Origin of the sequence: Bdellovibrio bacteriovorus str. Tiberius, from assembly GCF_000317895.1 — a bacterium.
Classification (GTDB): Bacteria; Bdellovibrionota; Bdellovibrionia; order Bdellovibrionales; family Bdellovibrionaceae; genus Bdellovibrio; species Bdellovibrio bacteriovorus_F.
The window spans coordinates 2406398-2431418 of record NC_019567.1 but is presented as its reverse complement, the minus strand read 5'-3'; the positions used below and the strand labels follow the sequence as shown (position 1 = coordinate 2431418).

Genomic DNA, 25021 nt, shown 5'->3' with positions numbered 1-25021 from the left:
TGGAAAGGGTATTCGCCTATAGGCGTTCTGGCCGGGCATGGGCATTGAAGTAAAGCTCATTGATGGGAGGCCCATGGCTTTCAAACAAGTCCCCGTTTTGGGGACCCTTAACACATCTTTAATCGGGTTCATGCTGCTGGTTTTGACCCCGTTTTTTGCGTCTGCGCAGGTGCAGACCGAGATGCGTTTATTCTCGGATTCTTTCATCAGCCCGACCTTTGAGGCCGCGGAAAAGACCAATTATCAGTTTGTTGGAGCCCAGTTAAAAAGCGACACCTTTAGCGAAGCGCCATTTAAAATGGACGTTTCTGGTGGGGTGGCAATCGGTGCTCCGTTGTTGAATTACCTGAATATTTCCGAGTTCTATCTGGAAACGCGACTCAGTGAAACTGAGAATTTCTATATGGGTCGCAAAAAAATGCTGTGGAATGAGCTGGATGCCCGCTGGGATCTGGGTGTGTGGGAACCTTTATTCAAGTGGAATCCATTGAACGCCGAAAGCCAGGGTCTGACCGGAATATTCTGGCAGGTTGATAAGCCGTATTACACACTGTTGTTGTTTGCTTCACCCATTTATATTCCGGATCAGGGGCCTAGCTTTGATATTGAAAATGGCAGCTTCGTGAAGGGGAACCCATGGTTCCGCCGTCCGCCAGAAAGCATCCGTATCTGGGAAGAAGCCACCGCCATTGATTATACTTTCGAAAAACCGTCAGAGACTGAAGTGGTCTTGCAAAATTCCTTTGGTCTGAAGCTGGCCTTTGGCGACCCGCAAGGGCTGCGCGGACAGCTGGCTTATACCTATAAACCATCCAATCAATTGGCCATCGGTTATGAAGGAAATCTGAATGTCGCCGAACTTAAAGGTGCGGTGAATTTACAGCCTCAGGTCTTCTATCACTCGTTGGTGGGTGGCGATATCAGTTATAAGTCCGACCGTTTGCGCGTGGGTATCAGCGGCCTGTACGACAAGCCAAGTAAAGACGAGATTTTTGAAGAAAAGTGGACCCATCCGACATTTGAAGACGCCGTTTTGGTCAGCCCGTTTGTCGAGTGGACGAACTCTTATTTCGGCGTGGCCTTGCAGCACCTGGAAATCTATGGCGGCAAAGTCACTGAAGAGGGTGAACTTGCCAATGAAAACCGCGCGCCATTGATGACCCGTTACCCGTATCAGCAGGCAACGCAGTTGTCGTTGATGGGGAACTTCAGCTTCAAACGCACGAAGAAGCTGATCACCAAGGTCAGCTATACTCATTCCGAGAAAAACAAGTTTGATCTGATCCGTGTCAGCGCCAGATTCCGCCTGTCAGGCCTGTGGTCCTTCATTGGCGAAATGCAGATGGTGAAGGCGGAACCCGCAAGCCAGGAAAATCAAAACGATATCGCCCAATTCGAAAACAACGACCGCCTGATGTTAGGAGCCGCTTATGTCTTCTAAGCGAAACGGTCCTAAAAACCTCAACTCCGGCGTTGCTGCGTCGGCGCCGTACAAGAGTACGGCTTTCTCCTTGCGCCTTGGATTTGAGGCCTTTATGGCCATTTCTTGGCGTGTGGTTGGTTTTGTTTTGGTTGCTTCTTTTGGTCTGTCTTCTGTGGGCTGTAGTGACTTCTTGAATGGGAAGAAGGCTGAGCCGGAAGTGATTGAATTCTCGGATACTCGTTTTGCCTGTCTTCAGGTGATTCCACAGCATTTGGAAAAATTCTCGGTCGGTGAAGCCAAGGAATCAGAAATTCGTCAGGGCTTTGACTGTATGACGGATGCTTTGAATTACTTTAATAAAAAAACTTTTGGCTCTTTGGAAAACGCTTATACCGTCGAGGAAATGCGCCGGTTCTTTGGCAAGTACTTCCTGAAAAAGAACAACGTGACCCCGGAATTTGCGGCCGAGCTGATGAAAATCAAACGTGCGCTTTTGGGTGGATCCACCAGTCATATCACCAAAGACGAGATCGTGCGTCTGGTTGAAATCCTGGGGCTTTTGCGTGATGAATCCATCGAGCTGTCGCCGCACGTAAAATTGCTGTTGAATCAAAATCAGTCTGACAAAACCGAGTGGGAACAGATTTCCGCGGCCGTGGATCAGTTGCGCAGATCTTTGCAGCGTCTGCTGGAAAAAACCCAGATCGCCAAGTCTGATTACAGCTTCGAAGATGCCAAAAAAGCCTTGTCTGGCTTTGCCGAATTCATTCGCGGTGAAGAACCCTTTGCGCCTTACCAGAAATACAGTCAGTGGGTTCCGATGGTGGAATCCGTTAAAGTCGTATTGATGGGTCGTCGTGCGCATTTCGCCGGCCTTTATCAGTGGAGTGAAAGTCTTGATACTTTATTGGATCTGTACGAGCTGGCTTTGAAATATCATTATGTCATTGGTGATTTTGAATTCACGAATGCCGCCAAAGTCCGTCAGACCAGCCAGTTCCTGACGCAAGGGCTGGGATTGTTGTTGAACTCTCACCAGATGAAGGCCTCGGGCCGCATTCCCGTGGAAGACATCGACAATCTGATCAATCAGATACTGCCTTCCGCGACCGACATGATTCAGCCGAAGTCTTTGATTAAGACCTATAAAGCCGTGCTGATGAAGATTCTGGATCCGGCGCGCGTGGCGGATTCCCGCAGCTTGCTGGGGCTTGAGAAAAAGCACATTATGAGCATCCAGCGTGAACTGAATATCTTCCGCCTGCATCAGAGCTTTATCGACAATATTCCGATGGCAGAGCTGGGTGGTGGAGTCACGCAAAAGCAGTTGATTGAATACTACAACAAGTTCAATAAATCCTATGTGATTGAAAAAGGTCTGACCGACGACGCCTTTGAACAAAAGGCTTTGGAAAACGCGTGGGCTGACATTGGCGACCTGATCAAGAATCCGACCATGGTGAATTTCAATGGTGACGGCCGTTTGATCATTTCTGCCACGGGCAATCAGACAAAACAAAGCTGGGCCGCTTTGACCAAGTTCAACTTGATGCGTGTTTTGTCGCGTATGCTGATGCTGGGTTATGCCGATAATGTCGGCGGCCGCCTTAGCCAGTCCCAGATGAGCGAAAAAGGTCTGGTGTCCTGGTATGAAGACTTCCAGGAACTGGGTTTGGATCTGAAGGCCTTTGACCCGCGCTCAGCGAATTCCGGTTCTCGCAGCTTCCTGGAGGCGAATTTCTTCACCTTCAGTGGTAACGGCAACGACGGCATGGACCAGAAAGAGACCTTTGAATTTGTGACGACGCTGTTCTCGGCCGGTCTTGGAACGTCCAATGCCGTGTCTGATCATATGAAGCTGGCTCAGTGCGCGATTGAGGAAAAAGACGTCTTTGGATTTAACTACTACAAAGAAGACTGCTTCCGTGAACAATTGCGCAAACACATTGGCGTGTATTTCGCGAACATGCCGGGCATGGTGAACTATGTGCGCGGATTGAATGCCGCGCAATGGAAGCAGTTCTTTGACTATGTCCTGGCAGCTTCAGTGACGCCAACTCAGCGTCCGGGCCTTATTGAAACCGCCAATGTGCGCACGATGGTCACGATTTTACACTACATTGAAACCATCATGGTGATTTACGACACTGACAACAACCAGGGCCTGTCCGTCGACGAAGTTTATGCCTCGGCGCCAAGATTTATGTCCTTCTTTAAAAAGGTGAATCCGGGCACCTACGAGTTCCTGATCAAGGAAGGTTTTGCGCATTTGGTGTTCTATGGCGAAATTCCGGGGGCGGGCGGCATTGCTGGCTTCCAGTTTAAAAAGATGTGGGGCATCGACGATGCCCAGCGCATGGAAATCGCCCGTCTTTTCGGCACCCTCAAGGACCAATTGAACAAGGTGGAAAACTAGGTTAGGCTCCGGAACATGCTGCGGCTTATTCTGGTGCTGACAATCTGTTTTGTGTCCTTTATGGCACAGGCTTCATCCTCGATGGATGAAGAGGTTCCTATTATTCTGCGCGAACCCGCGATGGAAATGCCAAAGCCCCAGCCCGAAGCCCGCGGGCGCATTGATTCCTTCATAGATAATAAGACCCTGCGTGTGGTTACCACCGCCAGTGACTGGTATATCGGTGAAATGGTGGCCATTGAATCCCAGACGCCTTCTGTGGGCATCGTGGGCTTTGTTGAAGTGACCGGTATCGAAAACAAGCAAGACGGCACCTATGAGCTGATTTGCGAGCTTCAGCGCCAGTCCCGCATGAACTTTATCCAGATTGGCGATCAGGTCATGCATTTGGATTTAAGCTCTGAAAACAATCGTTATAAAGGCACTACCGACCTGATTATCAAAAAGGGCACGAAAGAAACCTCGTCCAAATACAAGCCTTTGTTCACCCAAGGTATTGCGGTGGGTGAGACGGCCGAAACCCTGTGGGAGGATGAATTCCTGATCACGTGGTTTGGTCAGGTGAACTATGGCTGGAAAGAGTGGCTGACGGTTTCTTCCATCATCCCGGCGGACATTCTGGGTGCCTACAATGCCACGATCAAAACGCGCTTGTATCAGTCCGCTTCCAACAACTTTGCCGGCGGTTTGAACTTTGCGCGCATTCCGAATGAAAACCGTTCGACCTTGAACTTGAATATCTATTGGGATTCGATTTCTTCCGAAAGTGTGGTTTCGCACACGCTTTTGTCCGTGGCCCTGTTCAGCTTTGAAGACGCCGCCAATGCCACCGCGATCAAGTCCCTGGGAACAAGCTCTTTCCAGACGGGCTATGAATTTATTCTCGACGACTGGGATCGCGTCTTGCTGGGGCCGTCGTACAACTTCGAATCCAAAGCTGTCGGGGGTTATCTCAGCTATGTTAAGATCTGGGACCAGTTCCATCTAAGCTTCTCGCTGAACTCGACCGACATCACCTCGCTAAAATACGCCCCGGAAGACGGCTACTACCTTTTATTCGATGCCTACTGGCGTTTCTGAGTGCAGCCAAGACCCCATCTGACGGCGTTGTCGTTCGGCCTGCTCGCTACGACGTGCCGAAAGCACGCCTTCGCTGCGCGGGCCTCCTCCGCCTTGCATCTGGGGCCTTGAAAAGGTGCCTGGTTGTTTTTTCTGGCGATGGTGCGTCGGCCAGTGTAGGTTGATCCCATGAGATTTTTCGTTGCAACACCATTGGATTTTGAAAAGTTGGCTTTGGCTGAAATGAAAGAAGTTTGGCCGTTCCTGTTGGGGAAAGACGCCAAACCTCACTCTTTGCCGTTCCCGGAAGTCACTGTGCTTGAGGGTGGTTTCGAGTTCGAGACGGAGTTGTTCATTGGGTTGCAGCTGAATTTTTTCCTGAAAACGGCCAATCGTATTTTACTGCGCATGACTTCGTTTAAGGCGAAAGATCTGCCCAAGTTCTATCAGAAATTCAAATCCCTGCCGTGGATTGATTTCCTGCCGCACGCCCATGTCGAGTGGGAAGTGGCTGCGCAAAAAAGTCGTCTGAATAATGAAAAGCGTCTGCAGGAAAGTGCCGAAGCGGCCCTGACAGAGTTGTTCAAAGGTGTTAAAGGCAAAGAAACCTGCGCCAGCATTTATATCCGCATGGATGATGACACCTGCACGATCAGCCTTGATTCCACGGGCGAGCATCTGCACAAGCGCGGCTGGGCGACACTTAAAGGTGAAGCTCCTTTGCGTGAAACTTTGGCGGCGATCCTGCTGAAAGAAATCATCGGTAACAGCAGCCCTGCGGAAACAGCTCAGATCACATTGTTGGATCCAATGATGGGTTCAGGCACCTTCCTGTGCGAGGCGCGCGCCCTGTGGGCCGGTCAGTTTGTCCGGGACTTTGCTTTCAAAAAATGGAAGCGCGCCCCGAAGCTTTTCCAGTCCTCCAGTTTTGCTCTGAATTACAAGCTGCCAGCAGCGCATCCTTTTAGGGCTTATGTGGGCTTGGATATTGATGCCGACATGATTCCGGCGGCGGAAGGAAACTTCAGTGAAGTCGAGCGTCAGCTTCAAGCCGTGCAAAAGGCGGCATTTGTGAAAGCGCCTCACAAGTTCATCCATGGCAATTCTTTGGAGGTCAGTGAGGATGTCGGGGCTTCGTGGCTGGTGGTAAATCCGCCCTACGGAGAACGTCTTCCGGTGGCTGGAAGCGGGGGCCTGAAGGCCCTGGCCAAGCTTCTCTGTGAGCGTCATAATCCCCTGAAGCTGGGTATTCTTTACCCTGAAAAAGAGCGCCTTGGGACGGTGCCAGCAGGCTATAAACTGCTTAAAGAGGTTAAAATCAACAATGGCGGCTTGCGCTGCCTGTTCACTGTTTTGACACGTCTGTAAATTTTCAGGAATTGGTTAGAATTATTGAAGGAATCGACGGACCCACTGGCGGAAAAGGTCCTTTCCGGCTACATTCCTTTTCCATGAAAACAGCCAAACTACTTTCAGTCCTATTTATTTCATCTGCACTTTTGACGACAGCCTGTACGCCGAAAGACGAAGCGGTTACTTCTGATGCCGTTCGTAAAAAAATCATCGCGCAGAACGAACGCAAGAACAATAAGAACAAAAAAGCCGGCCAACAGGGCTTCAAGTTCCAGTTCGGCTCTTTCTCCAGCACCACACTTATCGTAGGTAAGCAGCTGGAAGGTCTGGAAGTGCTTCGTTACGCTCTGGATTCCCAGGACGTTAACAAGTCTGTTTACAAGGCGGAAGTGACCAAGCGTGATGACGGTGGCGACACTGTGAAACTGGTGGCTGATAAAGTGGTTACAGCTTACACGACATCCAAAGGTGAATTCGCGAATACTTTGACTAAAACCTGGGACATCGATGTGACTTATGTTGATGGTCAGGTGGCGACGGTGAAAGCTGTTTCCAAAAAATCCCGCAATTCTCTGGATCAGAAGAATCTGGAAAAAACCTTCGTGAACATGAACGAAGACGAAGCAGTTGTTGAAGCCCTGAATGAAAACGGTGTTCTGAAAGTCAGCATCACTGCTAAAGGTGTTATCAATGGTCGTCTGAAAAACGCGGCGACACGCGAGCAGTATGAGTTCTCTGAAAAACTGGAAGTTTCTTTGGAAGAACTTCTGGCGGGCAAGGCCACAGTTAAAAAGGCTGATGCGAAACTGGACTACATCAAAGAAGAAGGCAAGAAACCTTGGACTTCCTCCATGAAGGCCGAAAAAATGTCTGTTGAGCTTCAGGGTCTTTGTAACGTGGCGATCTTTGATACCGTGATGAAGGGTAAAAACCCGAAGAACATGATCTCTACAGCTGAAGGCATTGAAGTAACTCAGTCCAGCTTCAAGTCCACTTACGGTGCTTGTGGCGCGCGTCCGACGATTGATCTTTCTTTGATGCTTATCTACTAGGTCCGTGCAACATATCAAGAATCTCTACACAATAGTGGACTTGCTGGAAAAGGCCGGGATGTCGACAGAAGCCCGGTCTCTTAAGGACGCCATTGAAGGAGCCTCAACCGGGGGCGAACTGGTTGGCGAAGCTCAAGTGGTCTTAAAGTCGCTTGATATTAATACCTTACCTGGAAATTTACAGGTTGCAGTAAATAAGGCGATACAAGAACTCAATAGTCTGGTTCGCTGGGAATAGAGTCTGAACAAAAAAAGCCGCGATCTTTGATCTGCGGCTTTTTATTTTTAAGAGACGTCTTTGATCATCTTTAGGATTTCTGCGCCTTTTTTGTCCAGGAGCTCTCCGGTTATATATCGATGCAGTATGCTTCCCATAAGAGTTTGATAGGGGATACCAAGCCGATCAGCTTCAGTTTTAAGATCAACCAGATCGTTGGTGTTGATGCGCATGCTGATAAGTGTCTTGCCCACCTCGTCTTTGGAGACAGTACGGCTTTTCTTTTGTTTCAGATTTTTAAGATCATATTCTTTCTTCATAAAATCCTCTTTCCTTGTCGGTGGCCCTGCGGGACGAGATAAGACGAATTGTATTGCCATGTACACGCTCACAAAAGGATGTCATCAGCAGGCGTCCTTTTAATGAGTACCCTAGCTTTAAAAAGCGATCCTCGGATTGGCTGTGAGGCTCGTCATAGAACTCCAGTGAATGGCTGTCTGACCAGCAGGTCTTCGCTTCGTCAAACCAGATGCCGTGCTTTTTGTGGTTAATCCTCTCTTTGGACGAGTTCCACTCGAATTCCAAAGCGACCTCCTTAGTGTAATACAATGTATATACTTTTTCAATAAGGAGATTTTGCAAGAAGTGGGGGAAGTGCGAGGAAGAATAGATTCGATTTGGGGAGCAGAATGGTGCGTGATTCGGCAATAAAAAAAGCCGCGATCTTTGATCAGCGGCTTTTTTATTTTGAGCGTCTGAAGACTACTTCTTTTTCGTCTTTTTAGCGTCTTTAGCGGGGTTTGTTTCTTTTGCGGCGGCTTCATCCTTAACAGGAGTTTTCGCCGGGCCACGCTGTTTCAGACGAACATACAGCGGGAAGTGATCGGCCACGCCGATCTGACGGTCGTAATCCCAACGAAGAGGGTATTTGCCCTTTTTCAGGTGAACGTCGTCGTAGCGGATCACATCGATGGTGTTTGGTTCCATTTTATAGCTGCCAGAACCTTTTTCCAGAAGCGCTTTGGAATAGATGTGCGCATCCAGGAAAGACCAGCTCTTACGATAGTTATGTGTGCCCGGGCACTCTTTGCAGCCTACAAAGTGGGAAACGTCACCCACCGGGCTGAAGGTGTCACGGAAGATGTGTTCTTTGCTTTCTTCCTCGTGGGTGATGTTCAAGTCACCGCCGGCAATAACCATGGTGTCCGGCCCCTTGTCTTTGATCAATTTAGCCACGAACTCCGCAGCCTGTTGACGCCAGTAAGTCGGATTGGCCTGGGACGGGAAGTGGGCTGTCAGGAAGGTGATAGGATCGCCATTAGGAGCCTTCAGGGTCACTTCCAGGACGCCACGGGATGCTTCCATCCATTTTTTGTCTTCGTCGTTTTTAGGCTTCCAAGGGATGGGGTGCAGAACCGGTTTTCCAACCACAGGCAGACGGGACATCAAGCCCAGATCGATACCACGCTTGTCCGGGCCCTCGATCAGGATCACGGTGCTGTAGCCGGCTTTTTGAAGGTATTTTTTGTTCCAGATATTCAGAACGTTTTCGTTTTCGACTTCGATCAGCATCAAAACGTCAGGGCCCACGCCGTCAACGCCCAGAACCACCTTGGAAAGGTTTTGCAGCTTTTTATCCAGCTGTTCCTCGCTCCAGTCCGTGGAAAGGCACTCGCCCACGCGGTAAGCGCTGTCGTTGGTGTCTTTGCAGGCTTGAACGATTTTTGGATCCTTCTGTTTCACCGCCAAAGGCATATAAGTGTAGTCGTTGCGGTTTTCATCGTGGGTCGTGTCGAACAGGTTTTCGACGTTGAACGACATCACGGAAACCTCGTCAGCGGCCTTCGGTGGCAGGCTAAACTCGGCCTTTTTGAAGGTGACGGCACAACCAACTAGCAGGGACAGAAGAAGAGCAAGGGTCAGGTTCTTAAGTTGCAGTAAATTTTTCATGTCCTCAGTTGTAAGGGATGGGGACAGGGGACTCAAGTTGAAAGAGTTTTAGGAATTTATTGAGACTCATACTGTCTAAATATTGGCTATTGTGTAACGTGGCGCACTATGGCATATTTCCAGCGAATTTTGATCCCTAAGGAGCTTCCATGTTTAAAAAGGCCCTGGCACTGTCCCTTGTTTTCTCTTGTCTTGCCCCTTTCGCTCAAGCTCAGGAGCGTGAAGAAAGCCTGGTCATGTCCGTAGGTGATTCCCTGCGCAGAAACTGGAACTTCACTTTGTTCAACGTGGTTTCTCAAGCCAACATGAAGCCGGGTAAAAAACAGACTGACGGTCGTTCTCAGGACTCTTACACGTACATCAGCATGAACTATAAAGTGAATGCAGATGAAAAGTTCTCTTTGCGTGTTCCGTTCATCTTCAATACTGCTGGTCAGAACGAATACGGCGACCAGGTGAAATCTGAAACGATGCTGTCTGATGTGCACGCGGTTTATTCCATGTACGATCTGGGCTACATCGGTGACATCGATCTTTCCGGTAACGCGAAAGTTTATCTTCCAACCAGCACGTTCTCTCAAGACTCCGGTCTGATCGCAAAATTCCGTGCGGAACTTTATCTGGAATATTCCATCGGCCGATTCTCTTCGATCTCTTACGGTATCAAACCTGATTACTACTGGCAGAGCCGCACCGCGAGCTTCAATTATGACATGCCTCAGTTTGATGACGGGAACTATGTTTCCGATCCTCGTCAGGCGAACAAACAGGCTTCCTTGGAGCATTTCGTAGAGGTTGTTGCTGATATCAACAAGTACTTCTCTTTCAAACCACGTATCGGTATTGAAGAAGACTGGTACCATTCTTCCACGATCGAAGGCATCGAGCCTCGTCACGTGACCAAAGCGTTCTATCAGGTGAGTGTGGGCATTCGTCCGGTTCGTGGCGTTAGCTTCCTGGTGGGCGCGACGAATACAACAGTTCTGAATTCCTATCGCGGTAAAGACATCGCCTTCGGTCAGCCAGAGAACACTCAGTACTTCGTAATGACGAATGCGTTCTTGTTCTAGATTTTAAATTCGTGATGTTCCCCTGTGAGCGGGTTTTTAAACGCCAGCTCACAGGCTTCAAGTTCGATTCTTTCTTCTTCCCAGACTTTCAAAGCTCCATACGCCACATCACCCACAATTGGATGACCTTCTGCTGAAAGCTGCGCACGAATCTGATGCGTGCGCCCGGTGTGAAGTTTGATGCGCGCTTCGCCCAGACCGTTTTCCAGTTTTGAAAACTCAAGAATTTCAAGAAGGCATTCCTGCCACTTGGGTTGCATTTCTTTGCTGACCACTTTCGGGGCGCGCGGGGACGGTTCCATATAATGCTGCAACAATCCGGTGGAAAGATTCTGTCCTTGCACGCGGGCACGATAGATCTTGTTCATCTCGCGCGCGATCAGCAGTTTGTTGAATTCGCTTTGGAATTCGGGCGTCTTTGCATAGACGATCAACCCGCGCGTGGGAACATCCAGCCGGTGAGTCACGTACACGGTTTGATTTAAGGTCTGTTGCAGATACGACTGAAGATTTTCATGCAGATTATCAACGCTGGCGTGAACGGGCAGGCCCGAGATTTTGTTGGCCACCACAAAGTGTTCGTTTTCAAAGACGATACGGGATCTCCATTGACCGTCGTTGGCGGTGAATCGGCGTGGTTTTGTATGGACCCTGATATAGTCGCCAACAGAAACCGAGGAATCTTCTGTCGTGCGCTGATGATTGTGGTAAATGGCACCCAGATGCAGAAGAAATTCAATTTGTTCACGATCAAGTTCCAGATTGCCTAATAATACATCACAAAGCCCACCAGCCTGGGGGCTTAATATATGTCTAACTCCGTATTCAAATCCTCTGGCACTCTGCATATTTCAATCTTCTGTTAGAAACACTCATAGCACGGTGTAGCAAGGGTGTTCAAGTGAGACAGTTTCATCCATAGTAAGGTCCTCAAGGAGAGATGCAGTTTGGAGTTTGCTAACGAGCCAATATTTCAATGGATGTCTCAGTTTGCGTATCAGCCGGGGATGGTTTACGCCGGTTTGATCGCGATGATGGCATTGTCTGCCGTTGGTTTCCCGCTGCCGGAAGAAGTCACCCTTATTAGCGTGGGTATTTTGGCCTTTATGGGTGCCCACCCTGCGCATTTTCCGCCCCCCTATGAGGGCGCTCCCGTCGTCAATGTTCATACCGCCGCCATCATAGCCTTTACGGCCGTCGTGGCCAGTGACACCCTGATCTATGTGATAGGCAGGGTGTTTGGACGAAAGCTTCTTTATCACCCCAGAGTTCACAAGTTCTTCCCTGAGCACATGATGAAACGTGTGGAAGAATGGACTCACAAATACGGCGCCTATGCTTGTGGTATCTTCCGTTTTACTCCGGGTTTGCGTTTCCCAGGTCACTTGGCTTGCGGGATGCTGAGATATCCTGTGTGGAAGTTCCTGGTGATCGACGGTATTGCCGCTTTGATCAGCGTGCCGACCCAGATTTACCTGTTGGCGCATTACGGGGAGCCGATCCTGAAGTACCTGCGTCAGTTCAAACTGGTTCTTTTCGGAATCATCGGTCTTTTAGTTATTTACTTTGTTGCCAAGAAGATCCATCAGCGCTGGTCGACCCGCGCTGCCAGTCGCTAAAAAGAAAAGCCCAGCTCGAAGCTGGGCTTTTTAGTTTTTAATTCATGAACTCAGATTAAGCAGCATTGCTGCCGAAGACCGCTTCCGGAGTCACCTCACAGCACAGGTGCAGACTGACTGGTTTCGAGTGGAATTTAGGCTCGACATCTTTCCAGAAGATTTTCTCATAACCACTTTGCAGGGCAAAGATCTCTTCGCGGATTTTGAACAACAAACCGGCAGGGGAACCCAGCAACCAGTCCATCTGAACAAGATAGAAGGCCTCTTCCAGCTCCATCGGGCTTAAAGATTCGATGAAGTTTTTCGGCAGATTGTCCACCAGGTGGCAGGCATTGTGAGAATACTTATGGAAGGCTTTTTCCATCGGGTTCACTAGCAGTTTTTCAACACGGCTGTCCGGAGTTTTAGGACCCGCAAACGGCTGAGAGAACTTTTTGAAGTTCCAGTACAGCAAAGCATCATTCACCACGTATTCCGCGCGCGGCAGATAGTCCGTGATGGCATCCACTTTAACACCTTCATGGGATGGGTCTTCAACGTGAGCGTTGTGATCCACCGCCACCAGGCTGCGCAGGTTGTACAGGAAGGAATAAAGATACTGAAGCTTGTCGACAAACGGTTTAGAGAAGTTCAAACCGAAGTTGTACATCAACGGCTGCCCCATTTTTGTTTCAAACCAGCTGAAGCTGTCCAGAAGCGGCCACAAAGCCGTCAGGTCCACGCCCCAGGGCTTCAATGCCGTTTCAAAGTGTTCGTTGAAGTTAGCTTCAAACTCGGCACACAGATCCGGATTCACAACGGCGATGTGAGACTGCAATGCACGTACGCGTGGCAAAGAGCGTTCGTAAAGCTCGGTGTGAGGATCCAGGGCCTTCCAGGCTTCGCTCGCAAAATTATAATCCAGGTGGGGAGTTGCCACCGGGCTTTTGATGTAATGATTCAATTTGACCAGAGACAATCCCACCAAGGCGTCAGACATGTACTTGAATGGCTCAGACGCTTTGAATTTATCGTAAGCAGATGGTTGATTCCAGAATTGAACCTTCACAGGTTTCCAGGTGGAACCCTTTTCCATGGTAACGTCAAAACCCAAACGCAAGCTTTTATGCTTCATACATACTCCTACATGTCTGTTGTTATCGGTTGAACTGCGGCCTTGTTCGAGTCCGGGTTTTCGGGATATAACCTAGACCTATGGTTGGATTTGGCTATTGGATCGATGCTCACGGACACCTTGCGGACCTGCGATGGCAGGGACAGGTGGATACTATTATCGATGAAGCCCGCACAAAGGGCATCGCCTTCTTTATGCAAGGGGGCGTGGACCCCGAAGACTGGCAGCGCCAGCGTGAAATCAAAGCGCGCCATCCCCGCCATATCGGTCTTTGCTTTGGACTGCATCCGTATTGGGTGGCGGCTCATGAAGACGATGAATGTGAGCAGGCTCTGGATCTGCTGGCGCAGGCCCTGCCTGAAGCCGATGGTTTGGGGGAGCTTGGCTTGGATTTTCGCCCGCATATCATGAAAGACTCGATGGAGCGCCAGATTGGCGTATTTGAGCAACAGTTGGAACTGGGGCATATCACGGGGAAGCCGTTGGTTCTGCATCTGGTACAGGCTCACGAGGAAGGTCTTAAGATCATGGACGTGTGGGGGCTGCCAAAGCAAAAAGGCATGGTACACTCGTTCAACGGCAGTGCTTATAAGGCGCAGGAGTTCCTGCAAAGGGGCCTTATGCTGTCCGTTGGGGGCCCGGTGTGTCGCCCGGACAATCAGAAGCTGCATCAGGCGGTGCGTGAAGTTCCGCTGGAAATGCTTTTAATTGAAAGTGACAGCCCGGATCAGGGGCCTCCTGCCTATAAAGGCCGCCTAAATCCCCCAGAAAGCATCTGGGAGGTGGCAAGAACTATAGGGGAGCTAAAATCACTTGATCCTCTGGAAATATTAGATATCACTACTGCAAACTTTCGGAGACTTTTTCATGGAAACCACACAATCACCTAATTTGCCTCAACCTCAGGAAACTGAGTACGTTTTGCACCGCCGTTTCGATCGTATGGGTCGTTTGGTGGGTGATGAGGTGATGAAGCGCCTTTTCAACACTCACGTGATGGTGATTGGATTGGGCGGCGTGGGTTCTTGGGCTGCTGAGTCCCTGGCTCGTTCCGGCGTCGGCAAGCTGACCATTATTGATTTTGATGAAATCTGCATCACCAACGCCAATCGCCAGTTGCATGCTTTACAAGGCCTGGTGGGTAAAAAGAAAGCCGAAGTGATGGGCGAACGTCTGCGCAAAATCAATCCGCAGAACAACGTCACGGTGATTCCGGAATTCTACAACGCTGAAAATTCTGAAATGATGTTGTCCCATAAGCCGGACTATATCGTGGATGCTATCGATAACTTGACTGCGAAAACCCACTTGCTGGCGACCTGCCGTGAGCGTGGTATCAAAGTCATCACTTCCGGTGGTTCTGCGGCGAAGATGGATCCACTTCGTATCAAGAAGGCCGATTTGGCCGACACGTATGTTGATCCAATGGCGGCGCAAGTGCGCAAAATGCTGCGCCAGAAATATGATTTCCCGGAAAAGAACTTCGGCATTCCTTGCATCTTCTCTGATGAAACTCCGATTCAGCCGGTAGAGCTGAAATACGACCACGGTCAGGGTTTCAAATGTGTATGCCCTAAAGGTCAGAACGATCTGCACAACTGTGACAGCCGTAACGTGATCTGGGGGACTGCAAGCTATGTGACGGGGGCTTTTGGTTTGGCCATGGCTTCCCACATCGTGAATGAAATCCACGCTCAGGCGCAGAACGAGGCTAAAGCATGATTGTACTTGCCTGGTTCGTTCTGATGACTTTGATTATTCTGTTCAGCTTTGGTTTCCTGGGTGTCACCTTCTGGCACTGGTACAAGGAAGGCAAAGCCAAAAGAAAAGCGGCCGCTACTGCAGCCGCCGCTTCTGTTCAAAACTAACTTCCAACTCAATTATATACTGACACCTGCAGGATCCGGTATCGCGACATTGATACTGGATTTGTCACCGGAAGAATCAAATGGTGTCACCTTCACTGTGTCGCCATTTTGCCATGTGTAGGGCGCGGTGATTTCTAGGGGGCTGGTAAGGCTTGTGCTGGTACCCAGAGTCAGATGCAGAGAGCCTGCTCTATATATTTCCATGCGATATTGATATTGCATTTTCTGCGTCAGACCGATGTGCGAGATGCGCTGGGAAAAACTTCCGGTCTGAGTTCCGCCACCGGCTATTGAGCTGAGATATGTCTTTCCGTTGGAGAAGTAGATGTAGGAACCAGCCCCCGCGGCAGGGATAGCCGTCGGTGAATAAGTCAGATGAATGTTAACAGAAGAATTTGAGCTTCCGCGTGTGCTTGCTGAAATGGGTTGGGTTGAGTCCGATGAACTGTAGCCAGGGTAAATCGTCAAGTCGATGCTGGTCGACCACACACCATTTTCAGGACAGAACAAGGAAGGGTTCTTGACGACCTCGCCGGCCCCAAGGATCACGATCAGATCGCCGGGTTTACAGACGCCGGTCAGCACTGCTGATGTCGTGTTTTCATCATAAATTCCAAACAGCGGTGTGTTGTTCGCTTTGAAGACGGCGGTGAATCCGGCTTGCGAAGATCCCAGATTGACTTCATTTTCAACATTGGCAATCGCCGGAGTCAGGTGTGCTTGCAGCACGCAGCCGGTGGAAAATAGCGCTGTCGTCAGACAGAGCAGAACGTACCGATGGTTCATAAGGCCTCCGGTATATTTTATCGGATTAAATCCGAGGCCTTATTAGAATAACCCGTAAGATTTCCGGGTATTTCGTTCCCAGCAGGTTGGGGAACGACCCAGCTTGAGACATCATGATGATGTCAACAAGACTGGAGTCGTCAGTTCGGGCGATGAAAAATTACGGTCTGTAACGTTCGCAGGCTGAAACGATATCCAGGTCGCTGATATTTTCACAGCGGCCGTTGACTTCAATTCCCCACGCAGCAGGCAGGCCTCTTAGACTTTCGCAGCGAGTGTTGTAGTCTACGGCCGCCACCATGTTTCCAGAACAGGAATCCGAGTTGAAGATTTTCACTGTGCCCGGAGTGCTGGCACCCTTGAAGGCCGCGCACGCCTTGGCTGGTGCCGTGTCGCTGATGTTCTGGCACTTGCCATCGATTTTTACAGCCCAAGCGCTGGAGCCGGTGCTGTCAAAGTTTTCGCACTGAGAACCGGCGCTGATTGCGGCGATCGCATTGCCTGAGCACGAGTCGGAAGTGTAAATGGTCACAGCGCGAGGATCTGCGCCACCCTTGAATGATTCACAGGCTTTCACGGATGATGTGTCCGAGATGTTCAGGCACTGACCGTTGATGCGAACTCCCCAGGTGTCACCGGCAGAAGAAAATCTTTCGCAGCTGGAGGCCGCGCTGACGGTGCCAATCAGGCTGCCAGAACAAGAGTCAGAGCGGAAGAGTTCGACAGAACCATAAGTCGGTGGGGGAGGAGTGGAGCCGCCGGCTCCACCCAGAGCCTGACGCAGAAGTTCTTCAGCGGAATTCAGTCGGTCCGTCACATAGCGCAGGCGTTCTTTTTGATCAGGGCTGGAGACTTGGCCCATGACCAGTCGGGTTTGCTCTTTAGCAACAGAAATTTCATCAAGGCTGCGGCTGACTTTGGAATCGTCGGCGGCCATGGAAACGGTACAACACAGTGACAACAGCAAAATGACAGCGGCGGTTTTGGTAAGCACAGGTATCTCCTTTGTGGTGACAATCAGACGGGCAATAGGTGCCTTACAACCTTTGTGCCAAACCAAAGTGACACCGGGAATCACGCTGGGGGATTCTTGTTTTTTCCCAAACTCCGGCGGTAAAATAGTGGATGGAGGCCTTGTCTATGAAGATCAAGATTCCTTATCAGGACAAAATCACTCTGGGGTATTCACTGGCGCGTTCAGCGGGGTTCGCAGCCCAGCAGTGGACACTGCCTTTTTTTGAATTTATCACCACGGGTGGCAAGAAGCCTCACAAGAACATCGATCCGCACAAGCTGCGCCTGGCGTACCGCGAGCTTTTCCGGCTTTTAAAAAAAGACAGCGAAAATATCGCTCAAGGAATTTACCCGGTGGAGGTTTTAAAACCTGAAACCGTCGCCCGCCACTTCATGCGCTATCCGCGAATCATTTATGATGGGTATTCCATCGCCAAACGCCGCAAGGACAAGTCCGCCCATGACTTTGATGGCGAAGCTGAAAACTTCATGAAGGATCTGCCCGAGTACTATCAGCGAAACTTCCACTTTCAAACCGGAGGCTATCTGACTAGGGAATCCGCCGAACTGTACGAGCATCAGGTTGAAATCCTGTTCTCGGGTTCTGCCGATGCCATGAGACGCCTGATTATCCCCTTGGCAAAACAGACTCACCCTGGTGACGGCGCTGGTCTGCATTTTTTGGAAGTCGGAGCGGGAACGGGGCGCCTGACAAGATTCATGAAGCTTGCATACCCAAAGGCCAAGATCACAGTGTTGGATTTAAGTTATCCGTACTTGAAAAAAGCCCAGGATAATCTGCATGAATTTGACCGCCTGGATTTTGTGCAAGGGGCGGCGGAAGAGCTGCCGTTCCAGGATGCCAGGTTTGATCTGGTTTATTCCTGCTTTATGTTCCATGAACTGCCTCATGAAATCCGTCGTCGTGTGATTGCCGAAGGCTTCCGCGTGTTGAAACCGGGCGGGGCCTATGGGCTGGTGGATTCCCTGCAGGCAGAGGACACTCACGAATTTGAGTGGGCTTTGGAGCAATTCCCCGTGGATTTCCATGAGCCGTTTTACAAAAACTACACCCAAAATCCGATGGAAGGCCTCATGATCGCGGCCGGTTTTGAGGGGCTGCATAAGGATCAGGGATTTTTTGCCAAAGCCCTTTTGGCGCGTAAACCCTCAGAGTAGTGTCGTTTTTTTGAATTGATGTTTTCAAATCCCGGAAACGGGGTAACACTCCAAAAGGACTCAAGTTTTTAGACTTGTGTTTTGCTTTGTTTCTGGTAGTTTCCTTGCCACTTGAATAAAGCTACAAGGAGAACTCATGGGTCCAATTACTCAGTTTATCGATCATCACTACCGTCACTTCAACGCCGCTGCATTGAAAGATGCTGCTAAAGGCTACAAACTTCACATGGATAACGGTGGCCAGATGCTGGTGACTTTGGCAGGTGCCATGTCTACAGCGGAACTGGGTCTTTCTTTGGCTGAAATGATCCGCATGGGTAAAGTTCACGCGATCTCTTGCACAGGTGCGAACCTTGAAGAAGACGTGTTCAACCTGGTTGCTCACGATCATTACGTGCGCATCCCGAACTATCGTGATCTGACTCCGGCTGACGAGCAAAAATTGCTTGAGAAGCACTTGAACCGTGTTACTGACACGTGCATCCCTGAAGAAGAAGCTATCCGTCGTATCGAGAACGTGGTTTTGGAATACTGGCAGGATGCTGACTCCAAAGGTGAGTCTTACTTCCCGCACGAATTCATGTACAAAATCCTTCTTTCCGGCAAATTGAACCAGTACTACCAGATCGATCCAAAAAATTCCTGGTTGCTGGCGGCTGCTGAAAAGAACCTTCCAATGGTTGTTCCAGGCTGGGAAGACTCCACTTTGGGTAACATCTTCACTGGTCACATCATCAAAGGTGACATCAAAAAATCCACCACTGTTAAAGGTGGTATCGAGTACATGAAAACCTGGGCTGAGTGGTACATGAGTGCTTCCAAAAAAGCACCAGTGGGCTTCTTCCAGATCGGTGGCGGTATCGCCGGCGACTTCCCAATCTGTGTTGTTCCAATGCTGGAACAGGATTTGGGTCACGAAGACATTCCATTGTGGAGCTACTTCGCTCAGATCTCTGATTCTACAACTTCTTACGGTTCATACTCTGGTGCGATTCCGAACGAAAAAATCACCTGGGGTAAACTGGCTCCGACAACTCCTAGCTACATCGTTGAATCCGATGCAACTATCGTTGCGCCTCTGATCTTCGCTTATGTAATGGGTAAGTAGTTTGCAGAGATTAAAAATTAGAAATTGGGGATTGGAAAATCTCTGAAATCAAAGAAAAGGGCACCGGAAGCGGCGCCCTTTTTCTTTTTTAGCGAACGAATTCGATTTCCAGACGGCCGCGGCTGCCGATGATGTTCGGGCTGGAGATATCCAGAATCAGGCTGCGCACATCCAGGGTTTCAGAGTATCTCTGGCCGAAGTGGCGATCAAAGGTGTAGTGACCCAGATCAAACTCCACGGTTTCACCGGCTCTCATTTTATAGATATAATTCATGGTCACGCGCTCTTCGCTTTGGGCGATGACTCGAGGAGTGTTTTCAAAGACAACTTGTCCTTCCACGCAGCGGATGATGATCTTGCGGTAAGAACCCCAGACATCCAGCGTGTGGCGGCTGGCGCCGAATTTGTCGGCCTTCACTGTGCGAACTTCATTGGGGATAACGGGGGCGGGTTTGACCGGGTGTCGGGCGATGTATTCATCCGTCAAGGCGATCAGCTCATCACTAAGAGCCAGCATTTCATCCGTGCTCTGTGCCTGTTCCATGCGGGCCTGCAGGTCGGCGATACGTTGTTCCAGTGTGCCTTCACTTTGTGCAAAAGCTGTGGCTTGAAGAAAGATTCCAAGGATCAATGTGAAAATGATGGTTTTCATTTTTTTGCCCCTCCCAGTGGCGAAGAGGATTTATTGCAACTGCGGGGCCAGCCTTTCAGGGGACAGAATGGCTCCATACATGGCGGCGGGTAGTCATGGCTTGCAATAAGGACTGCAAAGAGAAAGCATAGTCCCATGAAAATTGAACAGCTTTGCATCTATCCTCTGAAATCCGCTCGTGCGCAAAAGATCAACCAGATGACCATGACCCATGAGGGGCCGGTTGGGGATCGTCAGTGGATGCTGGTGGATGAAAACGGTAAATTTATTTCCCAGCGCACGCTTCCAAAGCTTGCGACTGTCGAGGTGTTTTATGAAGACACCGCCCTGACCGTTGGATTTCAAAAGATGTTCTTTAAAATTTCCACCAACAATTCTTTCAAACGTCAGGTCAAGGTGCAGGTCTGGAACGACACCTTTGAAGCGGCTTTAGAGCCGGACTTGTATTCCCAGGCCCTGTCCCAGTATCTGGGGGTGAACTGCCGTCTGGTGCGCTATGCACCGTATTCCCAGCGCCGTGTGCTTTCTACTGACAAGGCATGGAAACCGGAAGTGCGCTTTGCTGACGGCAGACCTGTTCAGTTGATCAACACCAAAAGTCTGGATGAACTGAATTCTCGACTGGAAACCCCGGTCACCATGGATCGCTTCCGCGGCAACATCATTTATTCCGGCAACGTTCCGTTCGAGGAAGACAAATGGAAAAAGATCCGCATCGGGGACGTGGTGTTTTCGCAACCCAAGCGCTGTTCGCGCTGCACGATCACCACGATTGATCAGGCGACAGGTGTTGCCAACGGGCCTGAGCCTTTGAAAACCCTGGCTGGCTATCGTCGCGAGGGAACTTCCGTATTTTTCGGTACGTTGTGGATTCCGGAAAACACCGGCGTGATTAAGCTGGGTGATGCTCTGGACGTGCTGGAGTAGCTCATTTATTTGCGTTTAAGCTGTTGAATGACCTGATCCAGAGTGCTTAGAAACTTTGAACGGTCCTTTTTGTCCATGGGTGCCGGACCGCCGCGAACTTCTCCCATATGTCTTAGATTTTGCATTAGTTCGCGGGTGGCAACGGCAGAGCCGATGCTGTCTTCGGTGAATTCGATACCTTTGATTCCTATGACTCGAACCTGTTTTTTTACGCATCTTTCAGCTAACAGGATGTCGGCGGTAATGACGATATCACCGGCTTGCGTGTGTTCTACGATCCAATCGTCGGCGGCATCAAAGTCGCTCGAGGCCACAATCATTTCGATGCGGGAATCTTGCGGGACGTTGAGGTATTTGTTGGCGACGACGAAGACCTTCAGTTGATAGCGCTCAGCCACTTTGTAGGTTTCTTCTTTAACTGGGCATCCGTCAGCATCAATAAATATATTCAGCATCACTGAAGTTTCAGACCAAAAATGAACCCGGTCAAGGCAGTAGAACGTGACACTTCTGGGGCACTGCCAATTTCTTAACCATATCAGATCTTATAAAACACAAAACCCGCCGGGTCCAAACTGTGCAGCTAGATCCCTGAATTATCTAATTTAAGGGTGTATCATGTTGAGACAGTTGCGTTTCTTGATATTATTCATACTGATCCTTGGTCGCTTTGCCTGGGCGGTGACGCCTGAGAAAGTCGGCTTGCATCTGTCTTTTGAAGAAAGACTGGCGCTGACCTATGCCCTGATGGCCCAAGGGGAAACGGCCGACAACAAAGAACAGATTCTGGAAAGAGCCAAAAACTATTTCTCTTCCGTTTATCAGGCAGAAGTTGAAACCGTTAAAGTGCGCAATTTCGATGAATTCCTGAAACTTCATAAAGGCGAATGGCCCAACACCCATAGCGTGTCTTTGGATCTGGAAATGATCGAAGCCCGTGGTGCCAAAGCCATGCGCACCTATACTTCCGACAGCGCGCGCGTGCAAAAGCAGATTGAAACCTATCTTGAATGGCAGCAGCAAAAACTGAAGGACATGGTTCCTCAGGACCAGCTTGAACAAAAGATGCCGATGGAAGCCCTGGCGGCCCAGGTGATGGCTCTGGCGCAAAACCCGGAAGGCCAGAAGCTGGCTGAAGGCTGGGTTTTGGCTGAAAGTGATGCTCTGTTAACTGAAAAGATGAAAGAACTGGATCGCGTGGGTGAAAAGATCGCAGAATCCAAGCTGGGTCAGCAGCAGGATGCGACGATGAAGATCTTCCTGCAGACGATGTTCAGCGAATATTTCAGACGTCTAAGCCCGGCTTCAAAAAAGCTGATCGTGTCTTCTTATTTGGGCAGTGATCTGAATATGCCGGAAATGAAAAAGTTTGAACTGATGGTTCAAAACAGCGGTCCGCAACTGCAAAAGCTGCTTCAGGTGGTGGCTCGTCAGGCGGATCTGGGGCCAGACATGGTTGAGGTCTTCCGCGGCCTTGAAAACTCGGTGCGCCCGGTACCGTGGTCTCAGGTGGAAAAGCTTTTGAATTCTGAAAACGGCAATTACAAGTTCAACTATTTTGAAAGAAAACCCCTGGGTGTCGGAACGATGGCTCAGGTTCACCGTGCGAAGGTTGTTATTGATGGCGAGCGCCGCGACGTGGTTGTTCGTTTCATCAAGCCCGGCATCGCAGACCGTGTGGAAGAAGACAAACGCATCCTGATGGATGTGGCTGAAATTCTGGATTCCAACCCAGAATTCCGTAAAACGGGTGCTCCGAAACTGACTCCGGTGGTGCAGGATATCACCGACACTGTTTTGGCAGAACTAAGTCAGGAAGATACAGTGGCTCGCCAAAAGCTTGCAGCGACTCGCTATGAAAAAATGGCGTTCATGAACACGCCAGACTATAAAAACGAAATCCAGTTCCATGTGCCGAAGATTTATGACGGTAAAAAAGGCTCTAAGTTCATGGTGCAAGAACTGGTCATCGGAAAAAAGCTGGATAAAGAAGTCGCGATTTACAAGGACATTGCGCCTGACATGAAACGTGTGATCATCGAACAAATGGCCCGCGTCTGGGCTCAGGAAGTGATGTTTGGCGGCGGATTCTATCATTCGGATCTGCACCAGGGGAACTTCATGATCCAGGTGACCGAGCCTAAAATCATCGTCAACATTCTGGATTACGGAATGGGCGGAGTGATCAGCCGTGATATGCAGACGCAAGTCATGCTGTTGGGCGCAGGGACTGAATTGTTAAACTCTGAAACCATGGCTCGTGCTTTCTGGAATATCGCTGACAAGCAGAAAAGCACAATCACGCAAAGCCGTCTTCAGTTCATGATCGAGGCCAAGATGCACAACATCCGCCACGGGTATGAACAGCCACTGACAATGGAAATGTGGACTGCCTGGGTGATGGATCTGGGGCTTCGTCTGCCGTATGAGTTCGTCAGTCTGAACCGCGGTATCGTGATCGTGAATAAACTGCTGACGGATGCTGGCAGCACGATGTCCATCAGCTCTTTGATGAAGAGTATGGCCGTTAAAAACCCGGCACGCGTTTACAAGGCTTTGGCGATTGAGGGCAAGATCTCTCACAAAGAGCTTGTGAAGCTTGGATGGATTGAAATGAAAGACATGCTGGGTCTTTCGCCAAAGGTGATCCCGGCAAAAGCGGCGACACCGGCGGCGGTTATTCGCTGTGAAATGGTGTTCAACTAGGGACTGCGCTTCGACAGTCCCTTAATTAATACTTTGAAATCGTCATTGAATTTGTTTGTTGTTGTTCCCCGCTCCTGATCAAAATGAGGAAAAATCAGGAGGGGAACGTTCATGGCTACAGCTATTGTCAAAGATGCGGGCAAAGCCGTCTTCGATAAAAGTAAAATTTGGAAAGTCATTGGGGCGTCCAGCGCCGGAACTCTGATTGAGTGGTATGACTTTTATATCTTCGGAAGTCTTGCCACCATTATCTCTGCTCAATTTTTCCCTAAAGGTCATGAAACAGTGGCGTTGCTAAGTACGTTGGCAACGTTCGCCACGGGCTTTATTGTTCGTCCTTTTGGTGCGTTAGTGTTTGGCCGGGTGGGAGACGTGGTCGGACGTAAGTACGCCTTTATGGTCACGTTGCTGATTATGGGTCTTGCGACCACGGCAATTGGTCTTTTGCCGGGCTATGAAACAATTGGGATTCTGGCGCCGATTCTGTTATTGGTTCTGCGCTTGCTGCAAGGCTTGGCATTAGGAGGCGAATACGGTGGGGCGGCCACCTACGTGGCTGAACACAGCCCTGATGGCAAGCGGGGCTTTTATACATCCTTTATTCAGACCACCGCGACCCTGGGACTGTTTGTTTCCCTGGGCGTGATTCTGCTGACCCGTCTGACGATGGGTGAGGACGCCTTTAAGGAATGGGGCTGGCGGATTCCATTCCTGCTGTCGGTGGTTCTGGTTTTGGTGTCTTATTTAATACGCCGAAAGATGCAGGAATCCCCGGTGTTCATTCAGATGAAGGCCGAAGGCAAATCCTCGAAAAGTCCATTGCGGGACAGTTTTCTGCATCCTGAAAATCGCCGTCTGGTTATTTTGGCATTGCTGGGGGCCACGGCCGGGCAGGGAGTTGTCTGGTACACCGGTCAGTTCTATGCTCTTTATTATTTGCAGACAGTTTTGAAGGTCGATTTCGTCGTGGCCAATCAGATCATCGCGGTGGCGTTGTTGTTTGCAACTCCGTTCTTTGTGGTGTTCGGCGGGCTGTCTGATAAAATCGGGCGCAAGAATATCATGATGGCGGGGTGTCTGATCGCGGCGCTGACGTACTATCCGATCTATCAGGCGATGGAACGTTATTCTGGCTGGAACCCGGCAGATCCATTGGCGACGGCAGTGAATCCCAACGTCGTGATGTTGACTCTGTTGGTATTTATTCAGGTCATCTATGTGACGATGGTGTATGGACCGATCGCCGCCTTCCTGGTCGAACTTTTCCCGACACAAATTCGCTATACTTCGATGTCTCTTCCATATCATATCGGGAATGGGGTGTTCGGAGGCTTGGTTCCGTTCATCGGAACGGCGATTGTGGCTTCTACCGGGAACCACTTCGCCGGCTTAATATATCCGATATCCATTGCGCTGATGACTTTCGCCATTGGTATGATCTTTATCAAAGAAGACCGGAACGTTCGTTGGCACTAACTGGACGCAGATTCTCAATTTGATACTCAGGT

Annotated in this window: 25 protein-coding genes; 16 read left to right on the top strand and 9 right to left on the bottom strand. The window is 49.8% G+C overall.

All coding sequences use genetic code 11. The features are described 5' to 3' along the window. Positions 1-73 precede the first annotated feature (73 nt). From BDT_RS11625 to BDT_RS11600, 6 genes are all read left to right on the top strand, one after another. Positions 74-1441, top strand: coding sequence for a hypothetical protein (locus BDT_RS11625; RefSeq protein ID WP_041577752.1), 1368 nt, complete (start codon positions 74-76; stop codon positions 1439-1441). After that, a complete protein-coding gene (locus BDT_RS11620; RefSeq protein WP_235046101.1) occupies positions 1431-3839 on the top strand; it encodes a hypothetical protein in 2409 nt (802 codons plus the stop codon). The genes BDT_RS11625 and BDT_RS11620 overlap by 11 nt, the downstream gene beginning before the upstream one ends. Before the next feature lie 15 nt (positions 3840-3854). Next, positions 3855-4919 (top strand): hypothetical protein, encoded by a 1065-nt coding sequence (locus BDT_RS11615; RefSeq protein WP_015091439.1) that lies wholly within the window; start codon positions 3855-3857, stop codon positions 4917-4919. Positions 4920-5087: 168 nt separating this feature from the next. Continuing rightward, positions 5088-6266, top strand: a complete 1179-nt coding sequence (locus tag BDT_RS11610; RefSeq protein ID WP_080602389.1) for a THUMP domain-containing class I SAM-dependent RNA methyltransferase — start codon at positions 5088-5090, stop codon at positions 6264-6266. 83 nt (positions 6267-6349) lie between these two features. Continuing rightward, positions 6350-7303, top strand: a complete 954-nt coding sequence (locus tag BDT_RS11605) for a hypothetical protein (protein ID WP_015091437.1) — start codon at positions 6350-6352, stop codon at positions 7301-7303. Between the two features lie 58 nt (positions 7304-7361). Further along, complete coding sequence (locus tag BDT_RS11600; protein ID WP_041577748.1) at positions 7362-7541, top strand: hypothetical protein; 180 nt, start codon at positions 7362-7364, stop codon at positions 7539-7541. Between the two features lie 47 nt (positions 7542-7588). Here the strand turns inward: BDT_RS11600 and BDT_RS11595 are convergent, their stop codons facing one another. From BDT_RS11595 to BDT_RS11585, 3 genes are all read right to left on the bottom strand, one after another. Beyond that, positions 7589-7840, bottom strand: a complete 252-nt coding sequence (locus BDT_RS11595; RefSeq protein WP_015091436.1) for a hypothetical protein — start codon at positions 7838-7840, stop codon at positions 7589-7591. Next, positions 7824-8105: a BrnT family toxin gene (locus BDT_RS11590; RefSeq protein ID WP_041577746.1), complete on the bottom strand. Its 282-nt coding sequence runs from the start codon at positions 8103-8105 to the stop codon at positions 7824-7826. Before BDT_RS11590 ends, BDT_RS11595 begins: the two co-directional genes overlap by 17 nt. A 177-nt stretch (positions 8106-8282) precedes the next feature. Further along, positions 8283-9470, bottom strand: a complete 1188-nt coding sequence (locus tag BDT_RS11585; protein WP_015091434.1) for an endonuclease/exonuclease/phosphatase family protein — start codon at positions 9468-9470, stop codon at positions 8283-8285. Between the two features lie 149 nt (positions 9471-9619). Here BDT_RS11585 and BDT_RS11580 point away from each other — a divergent pair, with 149 nt between their 5' ends. Further along, the gene (locus BDT_RS11580) at positions 9620-10540 is read left to right on the top strand and encodes a hypothetical protein (RefSeq protein WP_015091433.1); all 921 of its coding nucleotides are present in this window, start codon (positions 9620-9622) and stop codon (positions 10538-10540) included. Here the strand turns inward: BDT_RS11580 and BDT_RS11575 are convergent. Beyond that, positions 10537-11388: an RluA family pseudouridine synthase gene (locus BDT_RS11575; protein ID WP_015091432.1), complete on the bottom strand. Its 852-nt coding sequence runs from the start codon at positions 11386-11388 to the stop codon at positions 10537-10539. The two genes, BDT_RS11580 and BDT_RS11575, sit on opposite strands and share 4 nt — an antisense overlap. A gap of 132 nt (positions 11389-11520) precedes the next feature. On the opposite strand from BDT_RS11575, the gene BDT_RS11570 reads away from it, so the two are divergent. Continuing rightward, on the top strand, positions 11521-12159 hold the full coding sequence (locus BDT_RS11570) for a DedA family protein (RefSeq protein WP_015091431.1): 639 nt from the start codon (positions 11521-11523) through the stop codon (positions 12157-12159). A 55-nt stretch (positions 12160-12214) separates the two neighbouring features. Here BDT_RS11570 and BDT_RS11565 read toward each other — a convergent pair whose 3' ends face one another. Further along, the gene (locus BDT_RS11565; RefSeq protein ID WP_041577744.1) at positions 12215-13273 is read right to left on the bottom strand and encodes a hypothetical protein; all 1059 of its coding nucleotides are present in this window, start codon (positions 13271-13273) and stop codon (positions 12215-12217) included. An 80-nt stretch (positions 13274-13353) separates the two neighbouring features. Here BDT_RS11565 and BDT_RS11560 point away from each other — a divergent pair, with 80 nt between their 5' ends. The 3 genes from BDT_RS11560 to BDT_RS19335 are packed head-to-tail and all read left to right on the top strand — an operon-like array spanning position 13354 to position 15141. Further along, positions 13354-14163, top strand: coding sequence for a TatD family hydrolase (locus BDT_RS11560; protein WP_015091429.1), 810 nt, complete (start codon positions 13354-13356; stop codon positions 14161-14163). Next, complete coding sequence (locus tag BDT_RS11555) at positions 14141-14995, top strand: tRNA threonylcarbamoyladenosine dehydratase (protein WP_015091428.1); 855 nt, start codon at positions 14141-14143, stop codon at positions 14993-14995. The genes BDT_RS11560 and BDT_RS11555 overlap by 23 nt, the downstream gene beginning before the upstream one ends. After that, a complete protein-coding gene (locus BDT_RS19335; RefSeq protein ID WP_015091427.1) occupies positions 14992-15141 on the top strand; it encodes a hypothetical protein in 150 nt (49 codons plus the stop codon). Before BDT_RS11555 ends, BDT_RS19335 begins: the two co-directional genes overlap by 4 nt. Positions 15142-15153: 12 nt before the next feature. On the opposite strand, the gene BDT_RS11550 is transcribed toward BDT_RS19335, so the two are convergent. After that, a complete protein-coding gene (locus tag BDT_RS11550; RefSeq protein ID WP_051026303.1) occupies positions 15154-15927 on the bottom strand; it encodes a hypothetical protein in 774 nt (257 codons plus the stop codon). A gap of 160 nt (positions 15928-16087) precedes the next feature. Next, positions 16088-16921, bottom strand: a complete 834-nt coding sequence (locus tag BDT_RS11545; RefSeq protein ID WP_015091425.1) for a hypothetical protein — start codon at positions 16919-16921, stop codon at positions 16088-16090. A 146-nt stretch (positions 16922-17067) separates the two neighbouring features. Between BDT_RS11545 and BDT_RS11540 the strand changes: the two genes are divergently transcribed. Together BDT_RS11540 and BDT_RS11535 are read left to right on the top strand one after the other, a co-directional pair. Further along, a complete protein-coding gene (locus tag BDT_RS11540; RefSeq protein ID WP_235046100.1) occupies positions 17068-18120 on the top strand; it encodes a class I SAM-dependent methyltransferase in 1053 nt (350 codons plus the stop codon). Positions 18121-18256: 136 nt separating this feature from the next. Continuing rightward, entirely contained in the window at positions 18257-19228 is a 972-nt protein-coding gene (locus tag BDT_RS11535) for a deoxyhypusine synthase family protein (RefSeq protein WP_015091423.1), read from the top strand. A gap of 88 nt (positions 19229-19316) precedes the next feature. Here the strand turns inward: BDT_RS11535 and BDT_RS11530 are convergent, their stop codons facing one another. Continuing rightward, positions 19317-19880 (bottom strand): hypothetical protein, encoded by a 564-nt coding sequence (locus BDT_RS11530; RefSeq protein WP_015091422.1) that lies wholly within the window; start codon positions 19878-19880, stop codon positions 19317-19319. A 135-nt stretch (positions 19881-20015) separates the two neighbouring features. Here BDT_RS11530 and BDT_RS11525 point away from each other — a divergent pair, with 135 nt between their 5' ends. Continuing rightward, complete coding sequence (locus BDT_RS11525; protein WP_015091421.1) at positions 20016-20807, top strand: MOSC domain-containing protein; 792 nt, start codon at positions 20016-20018, stop codon at positions 20805-20807. 5 nt (positions 20808-20812) lie between these two features. On the opposite strand, the gene BDT_RS11520 is transcribed toward BDT_RS11525, so the two are convergent. Beyond that, positions 20813-21262 carry a YaiI/YqxD family protein gene (locus tag BDT_RS11520; RefSeq protein WP_015091420.1) on the bottom strand — a complete coding sequence of 150 codons (450 nt, stop codon included), beginning with the start codon at positions 21260-21262 and terminating at the stop codon, positions 20813-20815. Positions 21263-21425: 163 nt separating this feature from the next. On the opposite strand from BDT_RS11520, the gene BDT_RS11515 reads away from it, so the two are divergent. After that, entirely contained in the window at positions 21426-23513 is a 2088-nt protein-coding gene (locus BDT_RS11515) for an AarF/ABC1/UbiB kinase family protein (RefSeq protein ID WP_080602388.1), read from the top strand. 111 nt (positions 23514-23624) lie between these two features. Next, positions 23625-24989: an MFS transporter gene (locus BDT_RS11510; RefSeq protein WP_015091418.1), complete on the top strand. Its 1365-nt coding sequence runs from the start codon at positions 23625-23627 to the stop codon at positions 24987-24989. Positions 24990-25021 lie beyond the last annotated feature (32 nt).